The organism is Azospirillum ramasamyi, assembly GCF_003233655.1.
GTDB lineage: Bacteria > Pseudomonadota > Alphaproteobacteria > Azospirillales > Azospirillaceae > Azospirillum > Azospirillum ramasamyi.
Genome location: NZ_CP029829.1, coordinates 1828909 through 1853760 on the forward strand (window position 1 = coordinate 1828909; position 24852 = coordinate 1853760).

Sequence of the window (24852 nt, forward strand, 5' to 3'; positions counted from 1 at the left end):
CGGGCGGCCGGTTCGGGCTATGTCAGGGGAATGAACCAGTTCACACGCTTGGCGATCGAGGCCGGTCCGCTCGCCGCCTTCTTCATCGCCAATTCCCAGGCCGGCATCATGGCCGGCACCGCGGTCTTCATGGTCGCCATCACCATCGCGGTCGCGGTGTCGTGGCGGCTGGAACGCCGCATCCCGGTGATGCCGGTGGTCGGCGCGGGATTCGTGCTGCTGTTCGGCGGCCTGACCCTGTGGCTGCAGGATGACCTGTTCATCAAGATCAAGCCGACGCTGGTCAACCTGCTGTTCGCCTCGGTGCTGTTCGTCGCCCATGTGATGCGGCGCAACGTGATGAAGCGGCTGCTGGGCACCGTGCTGAACCTGTCGGACGAGGGATGGCGCACGCTGAGCATCCGCTGGGCCTGGTTCTTCCTGGTCCTGGCCGTGTTGAACGAGATCGTGTGGCGGAACTTCTCCACCGACATGTGGGTAAACTTCAAGGTGTTCGGCATCATGCCGCTGACCCTGGTCTTCAGCGCGTTCCAGGCGCCGCTGATCATGCGCCACCAACTGCCGGACGAGCCGGCGGAAAGCGGGCCCGCCGCCTGACGGCGCCGCCTTATTCGGCTTCGTTCCGTGCCTGCCTCTTGCGTGGCACGGAAGGGGCACTCACATTGGTGGCGACCGCGACGGCATCCGCTCCGACCGATTTTCAGAGGTATTGATCGATGGGCACTTTCAGCATTTGGCATTGGTTGATCGTTCTGATCATCGTGCTTCTCCTGTTCGGCGCCGGCAAGCTGCCCAACGTGATGGGCGACATCGCCAAGGGCGTGAAGGCCTTCAAGTCCGGCCTGAAGGACGAGGAGGACGAGACGCAGCCGGCCCCCACCCAAACCGCCGCCCAGGCCCCCCCGGCCGCGATCAACCCGGCGCCGGCCCAGCCCGCCGCCCAGCCGGTCACGCCGGCTCCGGTGCCCCCGGCCGCTTCCCCGGCCTCGTCTTCGACCGTCCCGCCGGCGGCTCCCGCGGCCACCCAGCCGCAACCGGCCGATCCGGCCAAGCCGCATCAGGGTTGACCGGCACACCGGGACGCCGGCCCTAATTTTGCCTCGCCCGTCCGCCGGGCGCGACCGCTTGACGGTTTGATGAGGCGGCAAAATACGATAAAGAAAAGGGGCTTTCCACAGCCGGTCCGTGTCCCGCGGAACGGCCGCCGGAAGGCCCCTCGTTGTTTCCAGCCGGCCCGCCATGACGGGCAAGCGCAGGTCGACCGTGACGCTCAAGCCACCGCCCCGGCAGGCTCCCACCCTGTCGACACCGACGTTCAAGGACCAGATGAAAGCAAACGGCAACCCTTCCGAGACTCCGCCTTCGGAGAACGAGGACATCGCCAAGCTGCTTCGTGCCTTGAACGAGGATCTGCACGCCGAGCAGCAGGACGAGGTCGAGGACGACGAGGAGGAGCCGGCAAGCCGCGGCCTGCCGCTGGGCAAGATCGCGCTCGCCCTGCTGGCGGCGGGCGGCATCGCCGTCGGCGTCGTCTATCTCGGCTCGGGCGACCCGGAGCCGGTGACGACGGCGGCCAACAACTCCTCGCCGATGCTGCCGGCCCCGGCCATCACCCGCGCGCCGCAAAACGCCGCGCCCCAGAACGCCGCGCAGCCAAATCCGAGGCCGGCCAATCCGGCACCGGCCGGCACGGCGGCCGAAGGCGCGCCGGCCGCGTCCGCCACGCCCCCCACCCAGACACCTCCCGCCCAGACAGCCCCGGCATCACCGCCGGCCGCGTCCTCCGCACCGCCGCCGCCGGTCGCCGCCCTGCCCGCCAGCCCGCCGCCGGTGCTGAAGGTGCCGGAGCCACCGGCCGTCCCGGCGACGGCGCCCGCCGCCGCGCCGAAGCCGCGCGCCACGGCCCCGGCCGAAAGCGCACCGCCACCGGCCGCCCAAAAGCCGGAAGCCCCCAAGCCCGGGCAGCCGACCGCCGGCGAGCCTGCCGATACCGGCTCCCTCCAGGCGATGCTGTCACCGCCGAAGGATGCCGGCAAGCGTCCGCCGGCCGCTCCCGCCGCGACTCCAGCCGCCCCGCCGGCTCCCCCTTCCGCCAATGGCGAGGCGAAGCCCCCGGCCAGGGCCGCCACCCCGCCGGCTGCGATGCCGGCCGGGCGCTATACCGTGCAGGTCGGAACCTTCTCGGTGACGGCGAACGCCGATTCGCTGGCGCAGCGTCTGCAAGGCAGCGGTTTCCAGGCCTATACGGTGGACTGGACCGACAGCTCCAACCGGTCCTGGCGGGCGGTGCGCGTCGGCGGATTCGCCGAGCAGAGCGCGGCCCGACGCGAGGCGGAACAGTTGAAAACGAAGATGGGCCTCAACCCGGTCGTGATCACGGCCCGCTGATCCCCTGCCCGACCGGCGGAGGCACGGCGACAGGCCCCTACCCTGCGACAACCTGTCTTCAAGTGATAGCCCGGCGGCGACATTTGGTCGCGGCCGGGCTTTTTCTTGTGATGACCACCCCGTTCTTTGGTCGGGGGAGCCGGGAGCGGCGCTTGATCCCCGCTTGTCTTTGCTCGTACTATGGACATTCCAGGGCACGAATGCATTGCCCCGGCCACAAGTTTGGGAAGCCGGCAGCAGACCGGCGCACCGGAGGACGCCCCGCCATGAAGCCGACCATTCTGGTCGTCGACGACGAACCCAGCATCGTCCTGTCGCTCCAGGTCCTCATGCAGCGCGCCGGGTTCGACGTGCGCATCGCCCGCGACGGGGACGAGGCGCTCCGCTCGGTGGAGAACTTCACCCCCGACCTGATCCTGCTCGACGCCATGATGCCGAAGCGCGACGGCTTCGACGTCTGCCAGACCCTGCGGACCAACCCGGCCTGGAAATCCCTGCCCATCATCATGCTGACGGCGCGCAGCCGCGACGTCGAACGGCAGAAGGGGCTGGCGCTGGGCGCCACCGACTACATCACCAAGCCCTTCTCCACCCGCGACCTGCTGACCACCGTCCGCCGCCATCTCGGCCTGCCGGCGGCCGGCGGGGCGGAGCCGGCGCCGTGACCGGGTCCGCGGCCACCCCGGCCCCCCAGCCCCAGCCCCGGCCCCGGCGGATGATCCCGCTGGCATTCCGTGCCGCCGGGCTGGGCCTGGTGGCGTTATCGGTCGGGCTGGCGATGGCGGTGCGCGGGTCGGATGCCGCCGATCCGCTGCTGACCTATGCCGTGGTGATGACGGCGGCCTGCGCGGCGGCGGTATGGGGGCTGTGGCTGGCGGTCGACCGCTACCTGCTGCGCGCCGCCGAAACGCTGAGCCGGGAGGCGGGGCTGATCGCCCACGGCAATGCGGAAGGCGCGGTCGGCGGCCGGGTGCCGCTGGCGCGCTACGGCGACCTGCAGCCGATCGCCCGCGCGGTCAACGATCTGTCGGACAAGCTGGCCCTGGTCCGCCGCGACATCGCCCGCACGGTGGCCGAGTCGACGGCCAAGGCGGAGGAGCAGAAGACCCAGCTCGCCGCCGTGCTGCGCGACCTGCATGAAGGCGTCCTGGTCTGCAACACCCGGCACCAGATCCTGCTCTACAACCAGACCGCCCTCGACATCCTTCACCTGACGGGGGAGCTGGGGCTCGGCCGCTCGCTGCTGCATTTCGTGGTGGCGGAGCCGCTGACCCACACGCTGGAACGGCTCTCCCTGCGCGTGCGCGAAGGCCGCCACATCAATCACGAGCACGGCACCACCGCCCAGTTCGTCGGCGCCACCACCGACGGCCGCATCCTGCTGGAAGGCCGCATGAGCGCCATCCTGCAGGACCCGGAACCGGGATCGGACGAGACGCCGGGCATCAACGGCCCGATCATCACAGGTTATGTGCTGACCCTGTCCGACGCCACCAGCGAACTGGCGGCGCTGGGCCAACGCGACGCCCTGCTGCGCGAGGCGACGGAGGGGTTCCGCGCGCCGATCGCCAACCTGCGCGCCGCGGTGGAGACCCTGTACGACGCGCCGGACCTCGGACCCGGCGACCGTGCGGCTTTCGAAAGCGCGATGCTGGACTCCTGCGACAGCCTGTCCCGCCGGCTGGAGCAGGTGACCGCCGCCTACCGCAGCATCGTCACCGGCAGCTGGCCGATGAGCGACATCCACTCCAACAACCTGATCGGCCTCGTCGCCCACCGGGTCGGGACCGAATCCCCCACCACGGTCACGCTGACCGGCCTGCCGCAATGGGTCCATGGCGACAGCCATGGGCTGGTCCTGCTGTTCGCCTACCTGATCGAGAAGGTTCACCACCTGACCGGCGCCACCGCCTTCGACCTGGAGGCCGCCGGCCCGCAGGACGGGGACCGCTGGGTCTATCTGGATCTGGTGTGGGAGGGGCCGGCGGTGCCCAGCGCCACGCTGGACGGCTGGCTGGAACAGACCCTGCCCGGCGGGCTGGGGGGCCTCAGCGCCGGCGACGTGCTGCAGCATCACCGCAGCACCGCCTGGAGCGAGCCGCTTGCAACCTCCAACGGGACCGCGATGCGCGCGCGGCTGCGCGTGCCGCTGCCGCCGGCGCAGTCGCCGCGCTCCGCCCTGCCGCGGCCGCGGGCCGGCGCCCGGCCGGAATTCTTCGACTTCGGACTGCTGCACCAGCCGCTGGCGACCAGCGAGCTCGGCCGCACGCCGCTCGACCGGCTGCATTACGTGGTGTTCGACACCGAGACCACCGGCCTGTCGCCCAGCACCGGCGACGAGATCATCCAGATCGCCGCCGTCCGCGTCGTCGGCGGGCGCATCCTGACCGGCGAGACCTTCAACACGCTGGTCGACCCGAAGCGGCCAATCCCGCCGGAATCGGTCCCCTTCCACGGCATCACCGACGGCATGGTCGCCGGCCAGCCGACCATCGACGCCGTGCTGCCCCAGTTCCGCGGCTTCGTCTCCGGCGCGGTGCTGGTGGCGCACAACGCCGCCTTCGACCTGAAATTCCTGAAGATGAAGGAACGGGCGGCGGGCGTCTGCTTCGACTGCCCGGTGCTGGACACCATGCTGCTGTCGCGCATGCTGCTGGGCAATGACGGCGACCACACGCTGGACGGCATCGCCGAGCGGCTGGGCATCGAGGTGGTCGACCGCCACACCGCGCTGGGCGACAGCCTGGTCACCGCCGCGGTCTTCCTGCGCATGATCGAGATGCTGCGCGAACGCGACGTGCGGACGCTGGACGACGCCATCCGCGGCGCCAACATCCTGGTCGAACTCGCCGCCCGGGAACGCGCCTTTTGACCGCGCCGTCCCGCGAGGAACCGCCCGCCCCCCGCCGCACGGAGCGCATGGCCGGGCTGTTCCTGCTGGCCGCCGTGCTGTTCAGCCCGCCGCTGCTCGACCTGTTCGGGGTGGAGGGCACGGTTCTTGGAGTGCCGGTCCTCTATGCCGGCGTCTTCGGCATCTGGGCGGCGGTGATCCTGCTGGCGGCGCTCGCCAGCCGGACCCGGTAGGAAGTGGGGGGCGGCATGGGCGTCGGGCTCGATTGGGGCACGGTCCTGGTCGTCGCGCTGGCCTACCTGTCCGCCCTGTTCGCCATCGCCCATTGGGCCGACCGGCGCGAGGCGGCGGGGCGCAGCGTCATCGCCTCCCCTACCATCTTCGCCCTGTCCCTGGCGGTCTACTGCACGACCTGGACCTTCTACGGTTCGGTCGGGCGGGCGGCGACGCTGGGGATCGGCTTCCTGCCGGTCTATCTCGGCCCCACCCTGCTGATGCTGCTGGCCCCGCTGCTGCTGCGCAAGATCCTGCGCATCGCCAAGGCGCAGCGCATCACCTCCATCGCCGATTTCCTGTCCAGGCGCTACGGCCACAGCCCCCTGCTGGGCGGGCTGGTGGCGCTGACCGCCACCGTCGGCGTCACCCCCTACATCGCCTTGCAGCTGAAGGCGGTCGCCGTCAGCTTCGACGCGCTGACCGGCGGCGGGGTGGAAACGACCCATGCCCTTTTTCTCGACCAGGGATTCCTGATCGCGGCGGTGATGGCGCTGTTCGCCGTCGTCTTCGGCGCCCGCCAGATCGACGCGGCGGAGCATCACCCCGGCATGGTCGCGGCAATCGCGCTTGAATCGCTGGTGAAGCTGGTCGCCTTCCTGGCGGTCGGCATCTTTGTGGTCTGGGGCCTGCACGGCGGGCTGGACACGCTGTTCGCCGCCGCCGGCGCCCGCCCGGATCTCGCCCGGCTGTTCGGCGGGGACATCGCGCTGGAAGGGGCGGCCTCCGGCGTGTGGGTCACCACCATCATCCTGTCGGCGGCGGCGATGCTGTGCCTGCCGCGCCAGTTCCAGGTGATGGTCATCGAATCGGTCAACGAACGCCAGCTCGACCGCGCCATCTGGCTGTTCCCGCTCTATCTTCTGCTGATCAACCTGTTCGTCCTGCCGGTGGCGCTGTCGGGATTGCTGACCTTCGGCGAGCGGATCGACCCGGACCTGTTCATGGTCGCCCTGCCCCTGCATGGCGGGGCGGAGTGGCTGGCCCTGCTGGCCTTCCTCGGCGGATTGTCGGCGGCGGCGGGGATGATCGTGGTGGAGTCGGTCGCGCTCTCCACCATGCTGTGCAACGACCTCGTGGTGCCGGCGCTGCTGCGTTTCCGGCCGGCGGCGCTGGCCCGCTCGGCCGATCCGGCGCCGCTGCTGCTGACGATCCGGCGGGTCGCCATCGTCGCGATCCTGATGTTCGGCTACGGCTATCACCGGCTGGCGGGGTCGGCCTATGCGCTGGTGTCGATCGGGCTGATCTCCTTCGCGGCGGTGGCGCAGTTCGCCCCGGCCCTGATCGGCGGGCTCTATTGGCGCGGAGCGACCCGGCGCGGCGCCATCGCCGGGGTGGCGGCCGGCACGCTGGTCTGGGCCTACACGCTGCTGCTGCCCAGCTTCGCGCGGTCGGGCTGGCTGCCCACCAGCTTCATCGCCGACGGGCCGTGGGGCATCGCGGCGCTGCGTCCCTATGCCCTGTTCGGGCTGGAGGGCTGGGATCCGCTGGCCCACGCCTTGTTCTGGAGCGCGCTCGCCAACATCGGCGCCTATGTCGGGCTGTCGCTGTTCGACCGGCCGGACGCGGCGGAGCGGGCGCAGGCAGCCGCCTTCGTCGACGTGTTCGAGCCGGGCGCCGCCGCCATGCCGCCGACCTCCCCGGCGGACTGGCGCAGCGCTGCCAGCGTCGGCGATCTGACCCGCGTGGTCGCCCGGTTCCTCGGCCCGCAACGCGCCGAACAGGCTTTCGCTGGCGCCGACCCGGACGAGCCGGCGGGACCGGAACGGCTGCGGCTGGCCGAACGGCTGCTGGCCGGTGCCATCGGCGGGGCGTCGGCGCGGGTGGCGCTCGCCTCCTCCGTTTCGGCGGGGGCGGTCGAGGCGGCCGAGCTTCTGCGCATGCTGGACGAAACCAGCGACGTCATCGCCCACAGCCGCCAGCTGGAGCTGAAGACGGCGGAGCTGGAGCGCGCCACCGACGCGCTGCGCGCCGCCAACGACCGGCTGACCGAACTCGACCGGCTGAAGGACGATTTCCTGTCGACGGTGACGCATGAGCTTCGCACGCCGCTGACCTCGATTCGCGCCCTCAGCGAGATCCTGCACGACGATCCCGACCTGGAAACCGAACAGCGGCAGGAGTTCCTGGCCGTCATCATCAAGGAGAGCGAGCGGCTGACCCGCCTGATCAACCAGGTGCTCGACATGGCGAAGATCGAGGCCGGCGCGCTCGACTGGCGGATCGGGGTGATCGACCCGGCCCTTCTGCTGACCCAGGCGGTCGCGGCGACGGAAGCGCTGTTCCGGGAGCGCGGCATCGTCCTGTCGGTGGACATCCCCGGCAACCTGCCGCCGGTGCGCGGCGACGAGGACCGGGTGATCCAGGTGGTGGTGAACCTGTTGTCCAACGCCGCGAAATTCACGCCCGCCGACGGCCGGACCCGGCTGGAGGCGAAGCTGGACGGGGACGCGCTGCGAATCACCGTGATCGACAGCGGCCCGGGGGTGGCGCGGAAGGACCGCAACATCGTGTTCGACCGTTTCCGCCAGGCCGGCGACATGCTGACGGGCAAGCCGGCCGGCACCGGCCTGGGACTCGCCATCGCCAAGCGCATCGTCGAGCATCTGGGCGGCCGGATCGGGGTGGAGGACGCTCCCGCCGGGCTCGACGCCGAATCGGGCAAGGGAGCCGCCTTCTGGTTCACCCTGCCGCTTGCGGGGCAGCTAGCGGAACCGCTTGCCGCACAGCCTGCCGATCCGCTCCCCGATGCGCGGCCGCCACGGAGCGTCGCCGATTGATCGAACCCGTATAATTATCATTCACAACCATCTCGCCGCGTTGCAATCCCGTGTTATCCTCCCGGCCGGCCGATCGTGATGATCGATTGGGGGATTGCCGTCATGCAGCCTGATCCAGGCTTGCGGCCACAGTGCCATGCAACCGGTGGGGCACCGTACGCCACGGTGCTTCCCGTATGGGCTATCCACGCATATGGTGGTGCGCCCGGATCCGGTTGCGGCACGGGCCGGGCGGGTTGGCGGTAGGAAGGCGGGATGGGAAAGATTCTGGTTGTCGACGACGAGAGGGACGTCGAAACGCTGATCATGCAGCGTTTCCGTCGCGCCGTCCGGGCCGGTGAACTGGAGTTCCTGTTCGCCCATGACGGGCAGGAGGCGCTGGAAACCCTGCGCGCCCAGCCCGACATCGACATGGTGCTGAGCGACATCAACATGCCGGGGATGGACGGGCTGACGCTGCTCGACCATCTGCCGCAGGTGAATGCCGACATCCGCGCGGTGATGGTCTCGGCCTATGGCGACCTGGGCAACGTGCGGGCGGCGATGAACCGCGGCGCCTTCGACTTCATCATAAAGCCCATCGATTTCGGCGATTTGGAAGCCACCATCCACAAGACGCTGGAGGCCTGCCGCGCCGTGCGGCGGCTGCGCGACGCACTGCAGGAAACCAGGACGGCGGAAGCCGCGTCGCGCGCCCAGGCCGCCCGCCTGCGCCGGGTGCTGGACGGCAGCCCCATCGGCGTGTCGATCATCACCGAAGCCGGCGAGCTGCTCTACAGCAACCAGCGCTGCACCGACCTGTTCGGCGTGCCGGCGGAGGCGATGCAGCAATGCTGCTCCCCCACCCTGTTCCGCCATGTGCAGGAAAGGCTGCCCGACCGCCCGCCCGGGGCCGTGCCCGCGGCGGACGAAATCCACTTCTTGCGCAAGGACGGGCGGACGGTGTGGATGGCGATGTCCGTCGACCGCACCACCTACGAGAACCAGCCCGTCTTCATCGTCTGGCTCTACGACATCACCGAACGCAAGGTGCAGGCGGAGGCGTTGCGCAGCGCCAAGGATTCGGCCGAACAGGCCCTGGCCGATCTGGAGCGCATGCAGTCCGACCTGATCCGGGCGGAGAAGATGGCGGTGATCGCCCAGCTGATCGCCGCGGTCGCACACGAGATCAACACGCCCGTCGGCATCGCGCTGACCGCCGCCACCCATCTGCAGACGGCGTCGGAAGCGATCATCATGACCTTCAACGGCGGCCAGCTGCGCAAGAGCGACTTCCAGGACTATGTCGGTACGGCCAGCGAGGTTTCCACCCTGCTGGTCGCCAACATCGAACGCGCCGCCGCCCTGATCCAGAGCCTGAAGCTGGTGACGGAGGGCAAGGCCAATTCGCCGCGCAGCCGCGTCGGCCTGCGCGACTACCTGTCGGACATCGTGCTGGCGGTGCAGGTGCAGGCGTCGGCGGCGGGGCACCAGCTGTCCCTCGACTGCCCGGACGGGCTGGCGCTGGACACCTATCCCGGCGCGCTGACCGAGGTGCTGCTGGCCCTGCTGACCAACGCCTTCGCCCATGCCTTCGATCAGGCGCCGGCGGCCGCCGACATCGGCGCGGATGCCGGGTATGGGATGCTGGAGGATGCGACCGCCCGCCGGCCCGGCGGCAAGGTAACGGTTTCGGTGCGGATGCTGGAAGAGGACCGGGTGGAACTGCGCGTGTCCGACAACGGCCGCGGCATCCCGGCCGACATCCGGCCGCGGCTGTTCCAGCCCTTCACCACCACCCGCCGCGGTGCCGGCAGCATGGGGCTGGGGCTCTACGCCGTGTTCAATCTGGTGACCGGCAAGCTCGGCGGCGAGATCGACATCGACAGCGAGCTCGGCTGCGGAACCAGCGTCGTCCTGCGGCTGCCGCTGGATGCGCCCTGATCCCGTGGCCCCTGATCTTGCAGGCCCTCATCCTGCCGCACCCTGATCCTGCCCGGTAACCGGCAGGAGCCGGCAGAAGCCCTGTGGACGACATCTTCGGGATCCTTGCCCATGCATGACAAGACCGAGTTGCTGCGATCCCTGCCCCCGCTGTCGTCCTATTCCCCGGAGGAGTCGGTGGCGCATTCTCTGGACCGGGCGCGGCTCTACCATGACCAGCTGGTCGCGGCGATGCCGGGCCTGATCGTCCACCGCGACGGCGTGATCCTCCATTGCAGCGGCACACTGGCCCGCCTGCTGGGCTACCAGTCGGCCGAACAGGTGATGGCCCTGCCCGATGTCATGGCTCTGGTCCCGGACGATGCCCGTCTGGCGGAGCGCAACGCCTATGCCCGTTGCCTGGAAAGTCCGGCCCAGCCGCTGGCCCGCCGCATCAAGCGCCACCGCGCCGACACCAGCATCCAGTGGTTCGACCAGTTGCTGGAGCCCGTGGATTGGGGCGGCACCCCCGCGGTGATGGAGATGCTGACCCAGATGCGTCCCGAGGCCGCCAATGCCGAGGTGCCGCATCAGGGGCAATTGCTGCAGGCGGCCATCGACGCCATGCCCAACGGCGTGCTGATGCTGGACCGCGACCTGCGCCTGGAAGGGGCCAACAGCGAGTATTTCCGGCTGTGGGACTATCCCCCCGGCATGTTCCCCCCCGGCACCCCGGTGGCCGAGACGCTCTATTACAATCACCGGCGCGGCGATTACGGCGACGTGCCCTGCGAGGAGACAGTGGCGGAGCTGTGTACCCGCTTCCTGGTCAAGGGCGTCATCAATTCCGAACGCCAGGTGCCGACGAACGGCCGCATCCTGGACATCCGCACCGCACCGCGCGCCGACGGCGGTTACGTCATCACCCAGCACGACATCACCGACCGCAAGCGCATCGAGGATGAATTGCGGGAGGCCAAGGAGCGGGCCGAAGCGATCCTGAAGGAGCTGCGCGAGACCCAGCAGCAGCTGATCGTGCAGGAGAAGATGGCATCGCTCGGCCAGCTCACCGCGGGCATCGCCCACGAGCTGAAGAACCCGCTGAACTTCGTCAACAACTTCGCCGAACTGTCGGAAGAGTTGCTGGACGAGACGCTGGCGCTGCTGGAGCCGCTGAACGACCATCTGGACGATGCGACCCGCGCCGACGTGGACGAACTGGTCGGCAACCTGCAGAGCAACCTGCGCAAGATCGCCGACCATGGCCGGCGCGCCGACAACATCGTCAAGAGCATGCTGGCCCATTCGCGCGGCGGCGGCGGCGAATGGCAGACGACCGACCTGAACGCTTTGGTGGAAGAGGCGCTGTCGCTGTCCTACCACGCCGTACGCGCCCAGGACCGTAACTTCAATGCCACGTTGGAGCGTCGATTCGCCGGGGATGTGGGTGAGGTGAAACTGGTTCCGCAGGACATGTCGCGTGTCCTGGTCAACCTGTTCACGAACAGCTTTTACGCGATCCGCAAGCGGCAGCTGACCAGCGGCGATCCGGTTTACGAACCGACTCTGACGGTTTCAACCGAAGCGAGAGGAACTGAGGTCTCAATAATAATTCACGACAATGGCGTCGGCATGTCACCCGCCGTGATCGATAAACTGTTCACGCCTTTTTTCACCACGAAGCCCACCGGCGAGGGAACCGGCTTAGGACTTTCGCTCAGCTATGACATCGTGGTACATCAGCACAGAGGCCGTTTCGACGTATTCAGCATCGAAAATGAGCACTCCGAGTTTACGATCACGCTGCCACGAACCGTGACGGCTATGTCGCTAGGGGAGCGCCGAAAGACATGACCCTGGGAATCCTCGTCGTCGATGACGAACCGGATATCGAGGATCTGTTCCGTCAGCGCTTTCGCGCAGAATTGCGCCGTGGAGAACTGGCCCTTCATTTCGCTTCTTCTGGAGAGGAGGCGCTCGAATGCTTGTCCACCGGCCTGCAACCGGAGGCTGTTCTTGTCCTGAGCGATATCAATATGCCCGGCATGAGTGGGCTTGACTTTCTGCAGCGCCTCCGCGCGGACGCCCCGCAGGTGCCGGTCATCATGGTCACCGCCTATGGCGACACCGAAAACCGCCAGCGCGCGCTGGACATCGGCGCGACCGAGCTTGTGACCAAGCCCGTCGATTTCGTCGCCCTGAAAAAGCTGGTCCAGAGCGTCATCGTCCAGAAGACGGCGGCTTAACGCCCTCCCCGTCAGCGGCTTCAAGTGAAGCACACATCCAAGGCAATCGTTAAGCCGCTGGAATCAGCCGACCCTTGCGTCATCCCGCACAGACCGCCGCGATGTCGCTCAACTCCGGCCGTGCGCCCGCCGAACAGGACGGGCAGTCCGGATCGGCCGGAACCGCGATCTCGTTGAACTCGCCGCGCAGGCCGTCATAGAGCAGCAGGCGGCCGGCCAGCGGTTCGCCCAGGCCCAACAGCAGCTTGATCGTCTCGGCCGCCATGATGGTGCCGATCACGCCGGGCAGCACGCCCAGCACGCCGGCCTCGGCGCAGGACGGCGCGTATTCGGCCGGCGGCGGTTCCGGGAACAGGCAGCGATAGCAGGGCCGCAGCCCCGGCGCGGCGCCGCCGAACACCGACACCTGCCCCTCGAAGCGGAAGATCGCGCCATAGACGTTCGGCACACCCAGCCGCAGGCAGGCGTCGTTGACCAGGTAGCGCGTCGGCAGGTTGTCGGACCCGTCGACCACGACATCGTGCCCGGCCAGCAGGTCCAGCACATTGGCGGCCTCCAGCCGCGTGTCGTGCGACACCACCTCGATGGTCGGGTTGAGGTCGAGCAGGGCGGCGCGGCCGCTTTCCACCTTGCGCTGGCCCAGCCGGCTTTCGGCATGGAGGATCTGGCGCTGCAGGTTGCTGCGCTCCACCCGGTCGTCGTCGATCAGGGTCAGGCGGCCGACCCCCGCGGCGGCGAGATAGAGCGCGATCGGCGATCCCAGCCCGCCGGCGCCGATCAGCGCCACGCGGCTGCGCAGCAGCCTGTGCTGACCGGCCTCCCCCACCTCCGGCATGGTCAGGTGGCGGCGGTAGCGCTCGCGCTGGGCGGCGTCGAACTGCGGCGGCACCTCCACCGGCAGACCCGCGGCCTTCCAGGCGGAAAAGCCGCCGGCGACCGACCGCACATCCTCATAGCCCAGCCGCAGAAGATCCTCCGCCGCGAACAGCGACCGGGTGCCGCCGGCGCACATCAGCAGGACGGGGCACGCCGGGTCGGGAGCCTTCTCCTCGATCCGCAGTTCCAGGAAGCCGCGCGGCAGGCGGAGCGCTCCGGCGGGGCTGCCTGTCGCCGTCTCCTCATCCTCGCGGACATCGACGAGCACGGCGCCGTCCCGTTGCAGGGCGAGCGCGTCGGCGGCGGTCACCTCCGCGATGCGGGCGCGCAGATCGGCAAGGCGCCGGTCCTTCAAGCTCATGTCGAGACGCTCCTCAACCGCCCGCCAGGGCGACCATCAGGGTCAGGGTGGCGCCGGCCGGCAAGGCCGCCTCCAGCCCGCCCAGCCGCCGCACGTCGTCCCGGCCGAGATAGACGTTCACGAAACGGCGCAACTCGCCTTCGGCGGTGAACAGCCGGTCACGGAAGGCGTCCTGCCCGGCGGTCAGCGTCGACAGCGCCTCGCGCACCGTGGCACCCGGCACCGTCACCTGATCGCGCCCGCCGACGAATCCGCGCAACGGGGTCGGCAGGCGGATGGTCACCTCTGCGGTCGTCACGTCTGTATCTCCTCTTCCGGCACCGGCTCCCGAGACGCCGCCTCGGCCTGGGTCTGGGTCTGGGCCAGCACCGCCTCCGCCTCCACCGCCAATTGGCGGAACAGGTCGCGCACCTGCTTGGCCCGCATCAGGTCGATGCGCAGATCCAGCAGATCCTTGAAACCATATTCATAGGACCAGACGTCGGCCGGCGCATCGACCCGGCAGGCGGTGTTGGCGACATGCTCGGCCAGCAACTGTTCCACCGTTTCCTTGGGCTGGCGGCTGGCATCACCGAAATGCAGCTCCATCACCCGGTCGACCAGCGCCGCCTCCTCGGCGGTGGACTCATAAAGCCCGCGCAGCCGCAACTCGTTCAGCACCGGCTTGGTCGTGCGCGCCAGGAAACGGCGCGGGATCAGCCACAGCCGCATCGCCCGCTCGATGGCCAGTTCGGTCATCAACTCGCTGAACTCGGCATCGGTCAGGTCGTTGCGCCGGCACCAGTCGGCCAGCGCCTCCGCCCCGGCTAGGCCGCGCATGGCGCAGAAACGTTGGGTTTCCTTGCGCACCGCCGCCTCGTCCACCGTGACGCCCATGACCTCGGCGAACTGGCGGATCAGCAGGCGGCCGAGTGCGGCATTGTTGATCTCGGCGAAGTCGGCCCGGTGCAGGGCGGCGTGGGACGCGATCTCAGACAGCGGCACGGTGTTGCCGCCATGGCAGACGCGGCGGTCGCGCTCGTACAGCACGTCGAAGTAATGGGACGCGTTGAAGTCGAAGGGCGCCGGCCGCGGCGGCGTGATCAGGCTGGCGAGATGGCCGAGCAGAACCTCCGCGTCGCGGCGCTTCTGGTCGACCGCGCCGGTTTCCAGGAAGCGTTCCAGCCGGTCGGTCTCCTCCCGGCTCAGCCCGGCCTCGGCAAGGACGCGGTCGCGGGTGCGTTCGGTGAAGTACAGCGCCTTCGCGGCGGCGATCACCCGGTCGTGCAGGCTCCGGTCCACCGCATCGGCGGCCAGCGCCGCGGCCATGCTCGCACGCAGGTTCACCAGCGGCTCCGACAGCGGGAACCAGCCGTCTTCCGGCCCGGCATGGGCCAGCGCCACCTCGTCGTCACCGGTCAGCCGGCCGTCGATATAGCCGCGGGCCACCTCGCCGACCGGCACCATGCCGAATGGATGGCATTCGGCCGCCCGCAAGGCGCCCATGCTGGACGCGCCGTAGACCGCCACGCCCTTGTGCAGGGCATAAAGGATTTCCTTGTGCCAGACCGACAGCGACTGGCCGAACACCCCGTCGATCAGGGCGATCACGTCCGGCCGGTGGATGGTCATGGCGCTGATGATGTCGGCCTGCGCCGCCGGCGGCAGAAAGACCGCCCCCGGCAGGATGGCACGGGCATCCTCCACCGGCATGGTGGGCCCCAGGAACACACAGATCTTCATGCCACCGATCCCACTTGCGCCTGCGATGCGTGCGCCTTCAGCGCCTCCGCGAAAGCCAGCGGACGCGCACCCGGAGTGTAGAAGTCGAACTGATAGCCTTCCAGCCCCGGCACCAGCACGCGCACCACCGGAATGCCGATCTCCGGCAGGGTCAGGTCGAAGACGAGCGCCTGCCCGATCCCGGCGCGGCGCAGCACGGTCAACAGGATGGTGATGTCGCCTTCGAAGGTCGGGGTGGCATGGTTGAGGTGGCGCCGGCCATCGGTGTTGATCGGCGTCGCCTCCAGCGCCGCGATCTCGGCACTGCCGTCGGCATTCTGGTTGCGGACCAGATCGCGGCGGAAGAAGTCGTCGCGCGATCCGGCGATCAGGACCAGCCGCGACTGCACCGCTTCGGTCAGGGCGCGGCACATGGCGACCGCCGGCTCCAGATGGCTGCCATAGCCGCGGTTCATGCCGGTCTTGCGCAGTTCGCGGTCATAAACGATGGCCATGTAGCTCGGCACGCCCATGTCCGTGGTGACGTCGAACAGCAGCGGACGGATACCGGCCAACTCGAAGCGGTGCAGCAGATCGCGGACGGACGGCGCGTCGATGCTGGCCAGATCGACCCGCGGCGTCGGCCAGTTCAGCCGGTCGCCGGCATAGCGCCAACAGGCGACGGAATCGCGCTCGATCACCTCGTAAAGGCCGGCGGCGATCGCCTCCAGGATATGGTTGCCGCTGGCCAGCCCGTTGGTGCCCATGGCGTAGAAGCTGCGGGCGCCCGGCTTGGTGCCCGGCGGCATGCTGTGCAGCCCGACCGAGGTCCAGGGCGCGGCGACCGGACGGCCGCTCATCAGATCCCAGCCCCAGGTCCAGATTTCCGGCCGGTCGGGGCGGAAGGCGCCGTGCTTGGTCCCCGGCAGCCGGTCCAGCGGGATGCGGCCATCCGCCGGCAGGTCGTTCCACGCCGCCTCGACATGGGGCAGGCGCAGATGCTCGGCATGGTGGAACTCGATCGCCTCCATCGCGGCGGAAACGGTCGCGGCGGCGAGGCTGAAGCCCTTTCCGGCGCTGCCCGATAGGGTCGGACTGTTCGGCCGGTGCCCGATGACGGTGTGGATGCCCAGGCGGTCCAGCCCGGTCACGTCGGCCAGCCGCGTGATGCCGCAGCGGGCGAAATGGGGCGAGATGCGGGCCAGCGTCTCTTCCGGCGTCGCCGTGCGGTGGGTGCCTAGGAAGAAGCGCTTGGCGGCGCGGTGGACGGTGTCGCCCAGGCGAATGCCGGGAAACTCCGGATAGACGGTATCGGGCGATGCGCTGTCAGCCATGGGATGGGTCAGGACTCGCGGCTCCGGCCGGTTCGGGGGAGTTGGAATGCAATCCCGCGGAGTGCGGGACACCGAGGGGCGGGGCCGGCCGTCTCCCGCAGGAACGGCCGGCCTTCATCCTATCACGCCTCGGTCGTGGGGTCGTCGCTCGCCGCCGCAGGCCCCTGCGACGCGGAGGCCGACGCCCCCGGAGTGGCCGCGGCGGAGGTGGCCGACGCAGAAGTCGCCGACGCGGACATCGCCGACGCGGAGTGAGCAGAGGCCGGAGCGGCGACCGCCGAGAAGGCCGGAGCCGGAACCGCGGACGCCGATTGCGCCGCAGCCGAGAAGGCGGATGCCGGAGCGGCGACCGCCGAGAAGGCCGGGGCCGGAACCGCGGACGCTGACTGCGCCGCAGCCGAGAAGGCGGATGCCGGAGCGGCGACCGCCGAGAAGGCCGGGGCCGGAACCGCGGACGCCGACTGCGCCGCAGCCGAGAAGGCGGACGCCGGAGCGGCGACCGCCGAGAAGGCCGGAGCCGGAACCGCGGACGCCGATTGCGCCGCAGCCGAGAAGGCGGATGCCGGAGCGGCGACCGCCGAGAAGGCCGGGGCCGGAACCGCGGACGCTGACTGCGCCGCAGCCGAGAAGGCGGATGCCGGAGCGGCGACCGCCGAGAAGGCCACCGGGGTCGGAACCGCGGACGCCGACTGCGCCGCAGCCGAGAAGGCGGATGCCGGAGCGGCGACCGCCGAGAAGGCCGGGGCCGGAACCGCGGACGCCGACTGCGCCGCAGCCGAGAAGGCGGATGCCGGAGCGGCGACCGCCGAGAAGGCCGGAGCCGGAACCGCGGACGCCGACTGCGCCGCAGCCGAGAAGGCGGATGCCGGAGCAGCGACCGCCGAGAAGGCCACCGGGGTCGGAACCGCAGAGGCCGACTGCGCAGAGGCCGAGAAGGCGGGTGCAGGAGACGCCGACGCGGAGGTAGCCGAAGCCGAGGTGGCCGAGGCTGAAGTCGCCGAGGCGGAAGTCGCCGAAGCGGAAGTCGCCGAGGCCGATGTGGCCGAAGCGGAAGCAGCCGTGGCAATCGATTCGACCGCCACGCCGCTGTCCAAGCCGCTCTCCTTGCCGGTCAAGGAATTGAAGGCATCGGCGGCGGCGCTGCGGACATGGTCGGGAAGAACCCCGCCGAAGCCGCTCTGCGCCAGCAGCGCCTGTTTGCCCTGAATATCGAGGGCGTTCAGCTGATTACGGAATTCGCCGTCGGTGGCGAGACGCTTAATGAGGGCGAGTGCCTGTTCCTTGGCCATTTTCGGGCCCCTCCTGCAATCGGTCAGCCAATAAGGATTGCTGCGAATTGGTTACAACAACTAAACCATTAGCATAGGCAATAATTAAAAATTCCAGCTAAACAGATAAGAATCTATGCGCAGTATCGAAATTTAACGTCCATGCCGAGCCTGACCCGGCCCTGAGACGGCCGTGAGGCACGCAGATGGCGCAGAACAGGCGCAGCGGCCCCCGATCATGGGCCGCAATCGTCATCGGGAGCGATGCGACCGCTTCAAACGCATACATATGGGGGGACATTGGGTGTCGCGGGCCGCGACTCGGACGGAAAAGCGGCCTCAGCCGGCCGGTACGGCCGCCCGCCTCCGCGCCCGCCATTCCTCGCGCGTCTGGTGCCAGATGTCCGCCTCCGGCGGCTTGACAGGTTCAGGCAGCAGAGTGGTTCCGCGCACCTCGGCCCCCAGCCTGCGCGCAACCCGCTGCGAGGCCGTGTTGCGGGGATGGATGGTGTGGATGACCTCGGTCCAGCCGAGATTGTCGAACACCCAGTCGATGGCCGCGACGGCACTCTCGACCGCATAGCCGCGTCCCCAGCAGTCCCGCATGATCGCCCAGCCGACCTCCGGCCCCGGCCATCCATCCGGCACCCAGGGCCCGACCCGGCCGACCCAGCGGCCGCTCTCCTTCTCGATGACGGAGAACATGGCGAAGCCCTGGATCGACCAGGCGCCCGCCATCGACAGGAAGCCGCGCCAGGCGACGGGGCGCGATTGCAGGCCGCCGATGAACTCGGTCGCGTCCGGATCGGTCATCATCGCCGCCCAGCCATCGAAATCCTCCGCCCGGGTCGGCCGCAGGATCAGACGAGCGGTTTCCAGAATCGGTTCATCCATGGAGGCCATCATCCCACCGACTCGACCCTCAGCAAAAAGCGCAGCCATGCCGAGAATACCTTTTCATAAAATACACGGAAAAAATGATGCGCGGATCATTTACAACTGAAACATGTTGACGGCATTGGCTTCATCAACGGCCGGAAGAATTATCATTCACAAGCATCAAACCTGCGTCCAGAGCGAACTGCCGGCACCACCCTTTGCGCAGCGCGGCCTTAACCGAACTCCCTAGGCTTTCTGGGCTAAGGCGACGGTGCGTATCGCATCCCATATAATGGTGCGATGCCCGGCTGCCCTGCGTAGCCGGGCGGACCAAAGGCACTGAGACAAGTACGGAGTACAACGATGTTGCGGTTTCGGATGGCGATCCTGGCCCTGGCGGCGGTAGGCAGCGCGACCCTGGCCGTCGCCGGCTTCAGCGGCGGTGCCGCGGCCCAGTCCAAGCTGGATTCCTCGGGCCAGCCCGTGTGGGACGAAAGCCATAACCAGCGCCCGACCGCAGAAAGCGACCGCGCGCTGCCCGCCGGCGTGATCACCCTGCGCACGGCGACCTCCGCCCCCGGCCTGCTCGGCGTCTACGCCCTCAACGGCCTGCCCTTCGACATCGTGCTGACCCGTGTGGACGCCAGCCAGTGCGTCAACGTCGTGCCGGAGGATTGCGGCCTGCTGGGCACCGACGTGCGTGTCGCCAGCGGCTCGGAGGTTCTGGTGCGCAGCCTGCGGCAGGCCGACATGACCCGCACCTACGGCGTCACCCCGGTCTACAGCTGGCGCCCGGCCGTCGCCGCGAAGTAAGCGACCGAACCGGCGGGACCGCCCCCATCCGGGACGGCGGTCCTTCCCGCCCCTATTTCCTTGACTTCCCGTCGCCCGCGGGCTGTATGCGCGCAAGAGCAGACGGGTAGCCGGCGATGATGTCCTTGTCCAAGATACTTCTCCTTGCGCTGGTGATCGGCGCCGTGTGGTTCGGCTGGCGCTGGATCAACCGCATCCAGGCGATCAGCCGCGCCCGCAACACCCCCCGCCGTACCGACGGCCGCCGCGATCCCGCCGCCGGCCCGTCGCCGCGCGAAGCCAAGCCCTATGCCGCCGCGGAAGCGGAGGACATGGAGAAATGCCCGGAATGCGGCGCCTATGTCGCCCCACGCTCCGCCGTGTCCTGCGGCCGTCCGGCCTGCCCCTACGGCCGCTGACGGCACGACGCGCCCTGCCCCCGCCCCCGGCATGACGCCGCGGCGGCGCGATCCGCCGCGCTGCGGCTTGATTTGACGGTGGCGCCCGCCTATCGTGCGGCGCGTTTTCAACATTTCTATTGTGGACCGTCCATGGCCTCCCAGATCGGGACTTCCGACGGCGGGAATTCCGCCGACCGCCGCGGCCTGTCGTTCCAGGCCCTGATCCTCAAGCTCCACCAGTTCTGGTCGGAGCAGGGTTGCGTGATCCTGCAGCCCTACGACATGGAGGTCGGCGCCGGCACCTTCCACCCCGCGACCACGCTGCGCGCGCTGGGCCCCGATCCCTGGAAGGCGGCCTATGTCCAGCCGTCGCGCCGCCCGAAGGACGGCCGCTATGGCGAGAACCCGAACCGCCTGCAGCACTATTACCAGTACCAGGTCATCATGAAGCCCTCGCCGGCCAACGCGCAGGAGCTGTACCTGGAAAGCCTGCGCGCCATCGGCATCGACCCGGCGCTGCACGACATCCGCTTCGTCGAGGACGACTGGGAAAGCCCGACCCTGGGCGCCTGGGGCCTGGGCTGGGAAGTGTGGTGCGACGGCATGGAAGTGACGCAGTACACCTATTTCCAGCAGGTCGGCGGCATCGAATGCGACCCGGTCGCGGTCGAGCTGACCTACGGCCTGGAACGCCTCGCCATGTATGTGCAGGGCGTCGAGAACGTCTACGACCTGGACTTCAACGGCCAGGGCGTGAAGTACGGCGACGTATTCAAGCGCGCCGAGGTCGAATACTCGAAGCACAATTTCGAGTTCGCCAACACCGACATGCTGCTCCAGCATTTCAAGGACGCCGAGGCCGAATGCCAGGCGCTGGTGGCGCAGAACCTCGCGCTGCCCGCCTATGACCAGTGCATCAAGGCCTCCCATCTGTTCAACCTGCTGGACGCCCGCGGCGTGATCAGCGTTGTCGAGCGCGCCGCCTATATCGGCCGCGTGCGCGCGCTGGCCAAGGCCTGCTGCGAAGCCTGGACGGGGGCGAAGTAATCCCATGACCGAACTCCTGATCGAATTCTTCTCCGAGGAAATCCCCGCCCGCATGCAGGCGCGGGCCGCCGACGACCTGAAGCGCCTCGTCACCGACAAGCTGGCGGCGAACGGCCTGACCTTCACGACGGCCGCCGCCCATTCCACCCCGCGCCGTCTGGCCCTGGTGGTCGACGGGCTGCCGGAGCGCACCGCCGACGTGCGCGAGGAGAAGAAGGGTCCGCGCGTCGGTTCTCCCGAGCAGGCGGTCGCCGGCTTCCTGAAGTCGGCCGGGCTCGACAGCCTCGACCAGTGCGAGCAGCGCGACACCGGCAAGGGCGTGTTCTACTTCGCGGTGACCGAGAAGAAGGGCCGCGAGACCGCCGAGGTCCTGGCGGAGATCATCCCCGCCGCCATGGCCGAGCTGCCCTGGCCGAAGTCGATGCGCTGGGGCACCGGCACCGTGCGCTGGGTCCGTCCGCTGCACTCGATCATCGCCCTGTTCGGCGGGCGCGTGCTCGACGGCGGCTATGACATCGGCGGCACCCAGGGCCGCGTCGTCTTCGGCAACGTCACCCGCGGCCACCGCTTCCTAGCCCCTGACGCCTTCACGGTGGAGAGCTTCGCCGACTACAAGGAGAAGCTGCGCGCCGCCAAGGTCGTGCTCGACCGCGAGGAACGCAAGGCCAAGATCAAGGCGGACGCCGAGGCGCTGGCCAAGGCCCAGTGCCTGACCCTGTCGCCCGACGACGCGCTGCTGGAGGAGGTCGCCGGCCTCGTCGAATGGCCGGTCGTGCTGATGGGCGGCATCGACGAGAGCTTCATGGACGTGCCGTCGGAGGTGCTGATCACCTCCATGCGCACCCACCAGAAGTATTTCGCCGCGCTGGACGCCAGCGGCAAGATGGCTCCGCGCTTCATCGTCGTGGCGAACACCGAGACGCTGGACGGCGGCAAGGCCGTGGTCGCCGGCAACGAGCGCGTGCTGCGCGCCCGCCTGTCCGACGCCAAGTTCTTCTGGGACCAGGACCGCAAGACCAAGCTGGAAGCCCGCGTTCCGGCGCTGGAGAAGATCACCTTCCACGCCAAGCTGGGCACGGTGGCCGAGAAGGTCACCCGCGTGCAGCTGCTGGCCGCCGAGATCGCCCGCGCCATCGGCGCCGACAGCGACGCCGCCAGCCGCGCCGCCCTGCTCTGCAAGGCCGATCTGGTGACCGAGGTGGTCGGCGAGTTCCCCGAGGTCCAGGGGATCATGGGCCGCTACTACGCTCTGGGCCAGGGCGAGAGCGCCGATGTCGCCAATGCCATCGCCGACCATTACAAGCCGCTGGGTCCGTCGGATTCCTGCCCGACCGCGCCGGTTTCGGTTTCGGTGGCGCTGGCCGACAAGATCGACACGCTGGTCGGCTTCTTCGCCATCGACGAGAAGCCGACGGGATCGAAGGACCCCTATGCGCTGCGCCGCGCCGCGCTGGGCGTGATCCGGCTGGTGCTGGAGAACGGCCTGCGGGTGAAGCTGTCGGAGATCTTCGCCGCGGCCCATGGCGCCTACAAGGTCAGCGGCTTCGCCCCGGCCGGCAATGTCGGCGGCGACCTGATGTCCTTCTTCGCCGATCGCCTGAAGGTGGTGCTGCGCGAACAGGGCGTCCGCCATGATCTCGTCGATGCCGTGTTCGCGCTCGGCGGCGAGGACGATCTGGTGCGTCTGCTGGCCCGCGTGAAGGCTCTGCAGGCCTTCGTCGGCTCCGACGAGGGCGCCAACTTGGCTGCGGCCTACAAGCGCGCCTCCAACATCGTCCGCATCGAGGAGAAGAAGGACGGCGCGAGCTTCGACCAGCCGGTCGATGCCGCCCGTCTGGCCCAGGACGAGGAGAAGGCGCTGTTCGCCGCGCTGAACGAGGCCTCGGCCGCCGCCAGGCCGCTGCTGGACGCGGAGGACTTCACCGGCACCATGGCGGCGCTGGCGAAGCTGCGCGGCCCGGTGGACGCCTTCTTCGACAAGGTCACGGTGAACGCGGAGGACAAGGAGCTGCGGGCCAACCGTCTGCGCCTGCTGACGCAGATCCGCACGACTCTGAACGCGGTCGCCGACTTCTCGAAGATCGAGGGCTGAGGGCGGAGGGGGCCTCCGCGCCCCCTCTCCCGCCTCCCGATCCGCGAAACGCGTGCATCGCATGGCCGTCTGGAGGGGCGGGCGGCCATTTAACCTCTTCCCCGTTCCGCGTTGCCCTCCCATTTGCTAGACAGACAGGAGACCAACCGGAGAGCCTGATGACCGTTTCGTCGAACGACCAGCACCGGACGGATCCGTCCGGGGTCCTGAACCTGCTGGACGACCTGATCGCCAAGGCGCGTGCCGCCGGGGCGGATGCCGCCGACGCCGTGCTGTTCGACAGCGCGTCCGTGTCCCTCGCCCAGCGGCTGGGCAAGACCGAAAAGCTGGAGCGATCCGAATCCGGCGATCTCGGCCTTAGGGTGTTCGTCGGCAAGCGGCAGGCCATCGTCTCTTCCACCGACCGCAGCACCAAGGCGCTGGACGAGCTGGTCGAGCGCGCCATCGCCATGGCCCGCGTCGTGCCGGAGGACGGCTTCGCCGGCATCGCCGATCCCGAACAGCTGGCCCGCAGCTGGCCCGACCTCGACATCTGCGATTCCGAGGAACCGTCGTCGGAAACGCTGATCGAACGCGCCCGCATCGCCGAAGAGGCCGCCCTGGCGGTTCAGGGCGTCACCAATTCCGAAGGCGCCGATGCCGGCTGGAGCCGCTCGACCATCGCCATCGCCGCGTCCAACGGCTTTGCCGGCACTTACGGCGTGTCGCGCCAGTCGCTGTCGGCCTCCGTCATCGTCGGCACCGGGACGGGGATGGAGCGCGACTACGACTATGACAGCAAGGTCTATGGCGCCGACCTGCGCGATGCCGCCGAGATCGGCCGCGAGGCCGGCGAGCGCGCCGTCCGCCGCCTGAACCCGCGCCGGGTCAAGAGCTGCAAGGTGCCGGTGGTGTTCGACCCGCGGGTGTCGCGCGGCCTGCTCGGGCACCTGACCGGCGCCATCAGCGGCCCCAGCATCGCGCGGGGCACCAGCTTCCTGAAGGACAAGATGGGGCAGCGAATCTTCGCTCCCTCCATCACCATCGTCGACGACCCGCATGTGAAGCGCGGCCTGCGCTCCCGCCCCTTCGACGCGGAGGGCGTCGAGGTGAAGCGCCGCACCCTGATCGAGGACGGCGTGCTGACCACCTGGCTGCTCGACCTGCGCTCCGCCCGGCAGCTCGGCCTGCAGACCACCGGCCACGCCGCCCGCGGCACCTCCGGCCCGCCCGGTCCGGCCCCGGCCAACGTCTATATGGCGGCCGGCAAGCGCAGCCGCGCCGACATCCTGGCGGAGATCAAGGATGGCTTCTACGTCACCGACCTGATGGGCATGGGCGTCAACGGCGTCACCGGCGACTACAGCCGCGGCGCCGGCGGCTTCTGGATCGAGAACGGCCAGATCGCCTATCCGGTCAACGAGATCACCATCGCCGGCAACCTCAAGGACATGTTCCTGAACATGGAGGCCGCCGACGACCTGGAACTGCGCTTCGGCATGGATGCGCCGACCGTGCGCATCGACGGCATGACCATCGCTGGCATGTAGGCGCGGGCATGTAGGCGCCGGGCTGTAGGCTCCGGCATGTGAGAAGCGGGCGCGCCCTTGCGGGTTCGCCCGCTTTTTTTGGCCCGGATGCGCAATGTGCCGCAGACAAGCCCGCCGCCCCTTGGCCGACTC

At 69.1% G+C, this 24852-nt stretch carries 20 protein-coding genes and 1 pseudogene; 15 read left to right on the top strand and 6 right to left on the bottom strand.

The window, feature by feature from the left end:
- The first annotated feature begins 30 nt into the window (after positions 1 to 30).
- From DM194_RS08535 to DM194_RS08580, 10 genes and pseudogenes are all read left to right on the top strand, one after another.
- Positions 31 to 597, top strand: coding sequence for a septation protein A (locus tag DM194_RS08535; RefSeq protein WP_111066917.1), 567 nt, complete (start codon positions 31 to 33; stop codon positions 595 to 597).
- Between the two features lie 119 nt (positions 598 to 716).
- A pseudogene (locus tag DM194_RS29115) lies at positions 717 to 971 on the top strand (twin-arginine translocase TatA/TatE family subunit); the annotation flags it as partial.
- 292 nt (positions 972 to 1263) lie between these two features.
- Positions 1264 to 2388: an SPOR domain-containing protein gene (locus tag DM194_RS28935; protein WP_281280277.1), complete on the top strand. Its 1125-nt coding sequence runs from the start codon at positions 1264 to 1266 to the stop codon at positions 2386 to 2388.
- 266 nt (positions 2389 to 2654) lie between these two features.
- Complete coding sequence (locus DM194_RS08550; protein ID WP_111066923.1) at positions 2655 to 3053, top strand: response regulator transcription factor; 399 nt, start codon at positions 2655 to 2657, stop codon at positions 3051 to 3053.
- The gene (locus DM194_RS08555; protein WP_246024151.1) at positions 3050 to 5260 is read left to right on the top strand and encodes a 3'-5' exonuclease; all 2211 of its coding nucleotides are present in this window, start codon (positions 3050 to 3052) and stop codon (positions 5258 to 5260) included. Before DM194_RS08550 ends, DM194_RS08555 begins: the two co-directional genes overlap by 4 nt.
- The gene (locus DM194_RS08560; protein ID WP_111066925.1) at positions 5257 to 5472 is read left to right on the top strand and encodes a hypothetical protein; all 216 of its coding nucleotides are present in this window, start codon (positions 5257 to 5259) and stop codon (positions 5470 to 5472) included. The genes DM194_RS08555 and DM194_RS08560 overlap by 4 nt, the downstream gene beginning before the upstream one ends.
- 15 nt (positions 5473 to 5487) lie before the next feature.
- On the top strand, positions 5488 to 8292 hold the full coding sequence (locus DM194_RS08565) for a sensor histidine kinase (RefSeq protein ID WP_111066927.1): 2805 nt from the start codon (positions 5488 to 5490) through the stop codon (positions 8290 to 8292).
- 255 nt (positions 8293 to 8547) lie between these two features.
- Positions 8548 to 10215, top strand: a complete 1668-nt coding sequence (locus DM194_RS08570) for an ATP-binding protein (RefSeq protein ID WP_111066929.1) — start codon at positions 8548 to 8550, stop codon at positions 10213 to 10215.
- A 111-nt stretch (positions 10216 to 10326) separates the two neighbouring features.
- On the top strand, positions 10327 to 12048 hold the full coding sequence (locus DM194_RS08575) for a PAS domain-containing sensor histidine kinase (protein ID WP_111066931.1): 1722 nt from the start codon (positions 10327 to 10329) through the stop codon (positions 12046 to 12048).
- Positions 12045 to 12440, top strand: a complete 396-nt coding sequence (locus DM194_RS08580) for a response regulator (RefSeq protein WP_111066933.1) — start codon at positions 12045 to 12047, stop codon at positions 12438 to 12440. Before DM194_RS08575 ends, DM194_RS08580 begins: the two co-directional genes overlap by 4 nt.
- Positions 12441 to 12519: 79 nt before the next feature.
- Here DM194_RS08580 and moeB read toward each other — a convergent pair whose 3' ends face one another.
- The 6 genes from moeB to DM194_RS08610 all read right to left on the bottom strand — a co-directional run bounded on the left by moeB (position 12520) and on the right by DM194_RS08610 (position 18874).
- The gene (gene moeB / locus DM194_RS08585; protein ID WP_111066934.1) at positions 12520 to 13677 is read right to left on the bottom strand and encodes a molybdopterin-synthase adenylyltransferase MoeB; all 1158 of its coding nucleotides are present in this window, start codon (positions 13675 to 13677) and stop codon (positions 12520 to 12522) included.
- A 13-nt stretch (positions 13678 to 13690) separates the two neighbouring features.
- The gene (locus DM194_RS08590) at positions 13691 to 13975 is read right to left on the bottom strand and encodes a MoaD/ThiS family protein (RefSeq protein ID WP_162629987.1); all 285 of its coding nucleotides are present in this window, start codon (positions 13973 to 13975) and stop codon (positions 13691 to 13693) included.
- Positions 13972 to 15399, bottom strand: a complete 1428-nt coding sequence (locus DM194_RS08595; protein WP_111066935.1) for a TfuA-like protein — start codon at positions 15397 to 15399, stop codon at positions 13972 to 13974. The genes DM194_RS08590 and DM194_RS08595 overlap by 4 nt, the downstream gene beginning before the upstream one ends.
- The gene (locus tag DM194_RS08600; RefSeq protein ID WP_111066936.1) at positions 15396 to 16712 is read right to left on the bottom strand and encodes a YcaO-like family protein; all 1317 of its coding nucleotides are present in this window, start codon (positions 16710 to 16712) and stop codon (positions 15396 to 15398) included. The genes DM194_RS08595 and DM194_RS08600 overlap by 4 nt, the downstream gene beginning before the upstream one ends.
- Positions 16713 to 16834: 122 nt before the next feature.
- Positions 16835 to 18001 carry a hypothetical protein gene (locus DM194_RS08605; protein ID WP_111066937.1) on the bottom strand — a complete coding sequence of 389 codons (1167 nt, stop codon included), beginning with the start codon at positions 17999 to 18001 and terminating at the stop codon, positions 16835 to 16837.
- A 318-nt stretch (positions 18002 to 18319) separates the two neighbouring features.
- Positions 18320 to 18874, bottom strand: coding sequence for a GNAT family N-acetyltransferase (locus DM194_RS08610; protein WP_111067854.1), 555 nt, complete (start codon positions 18872 to 18874; stop codon positions 18320 to 18322).
- Between the two features lie 348 nt (positions 18875 to 19222).
- On the opposite strand from DM194_RS08610, the gene DM194_RS08615 reads away from it, so the two are divergent.
- The 5 genes from DM194_RS08615 (at position 19223) to DM194_RS08635 (ending at position 24720) form a co-directional block, all read left to right on the top strand.
- On the top strand, positions 19223 to 19672 hold the full coding sequence (locus DM194_RS08615) for a hypothetical protein (RefSeq protein WP_111066938.1): 450 nt from the start codon (positions 19223 to 19225) through the stop codon (positions 19670 to 19672).
- Positions 19673 to 19791: 119 nt separating this feature from the next.
- Positions 19792 to 20070: a hypothetical protein gene (locus DM194_RS08620; RefSeq protein WP_246024326.1), complete on the top strand. Its 279-nt coding sequence runs from the start codon at positions 19792 to 19794 to the stop codon at positions 20068 to 20070.
- A gap of 132 nt (positions 20071 to 20202) precedes the next feature.
- Positions 20203 to 21099, top strand: a complete 897-nt coding sequence (locus tag DM194_RS08625; RefSeq protein WP_111066940.1) for a glycine--tRNA ligase subunit alpha — start codon at positions 20203 to 20205, stop codon at positions 21097 to 21099.
- A 4-nt stretch (positions 21100 to 21103) separates the two neighbouring features.
- On the top strand, positions 21104 to 23191 hold the full coding sequence (gene glyS, locus DM194_RS08630) for a glycine--tRNA ligase subunit beta (protein WP_111066941.1): 2088 nt from the start codon (positions 21104 to 21106) through the stop codon (positions 23189 to 23191).
- A 158-nt stretch (positions 23192 to 23349) separates the two neighbouring features.
- The gene (locus tag DM194_RS08635) at positions 23350 to 24720 is read left to right on the top strand and encodes a TldD/PmbA family protein (RefSeq protein WP_111066942.1); all 1371 of its coding nucleotides are present in this window, start codon (positions 23350 to 23352) and stop codon (positions 24718 to 24720) included.
- The last annotated feature ends 132 nt before the right edge of the window (positions 24721 to 24852 follow it).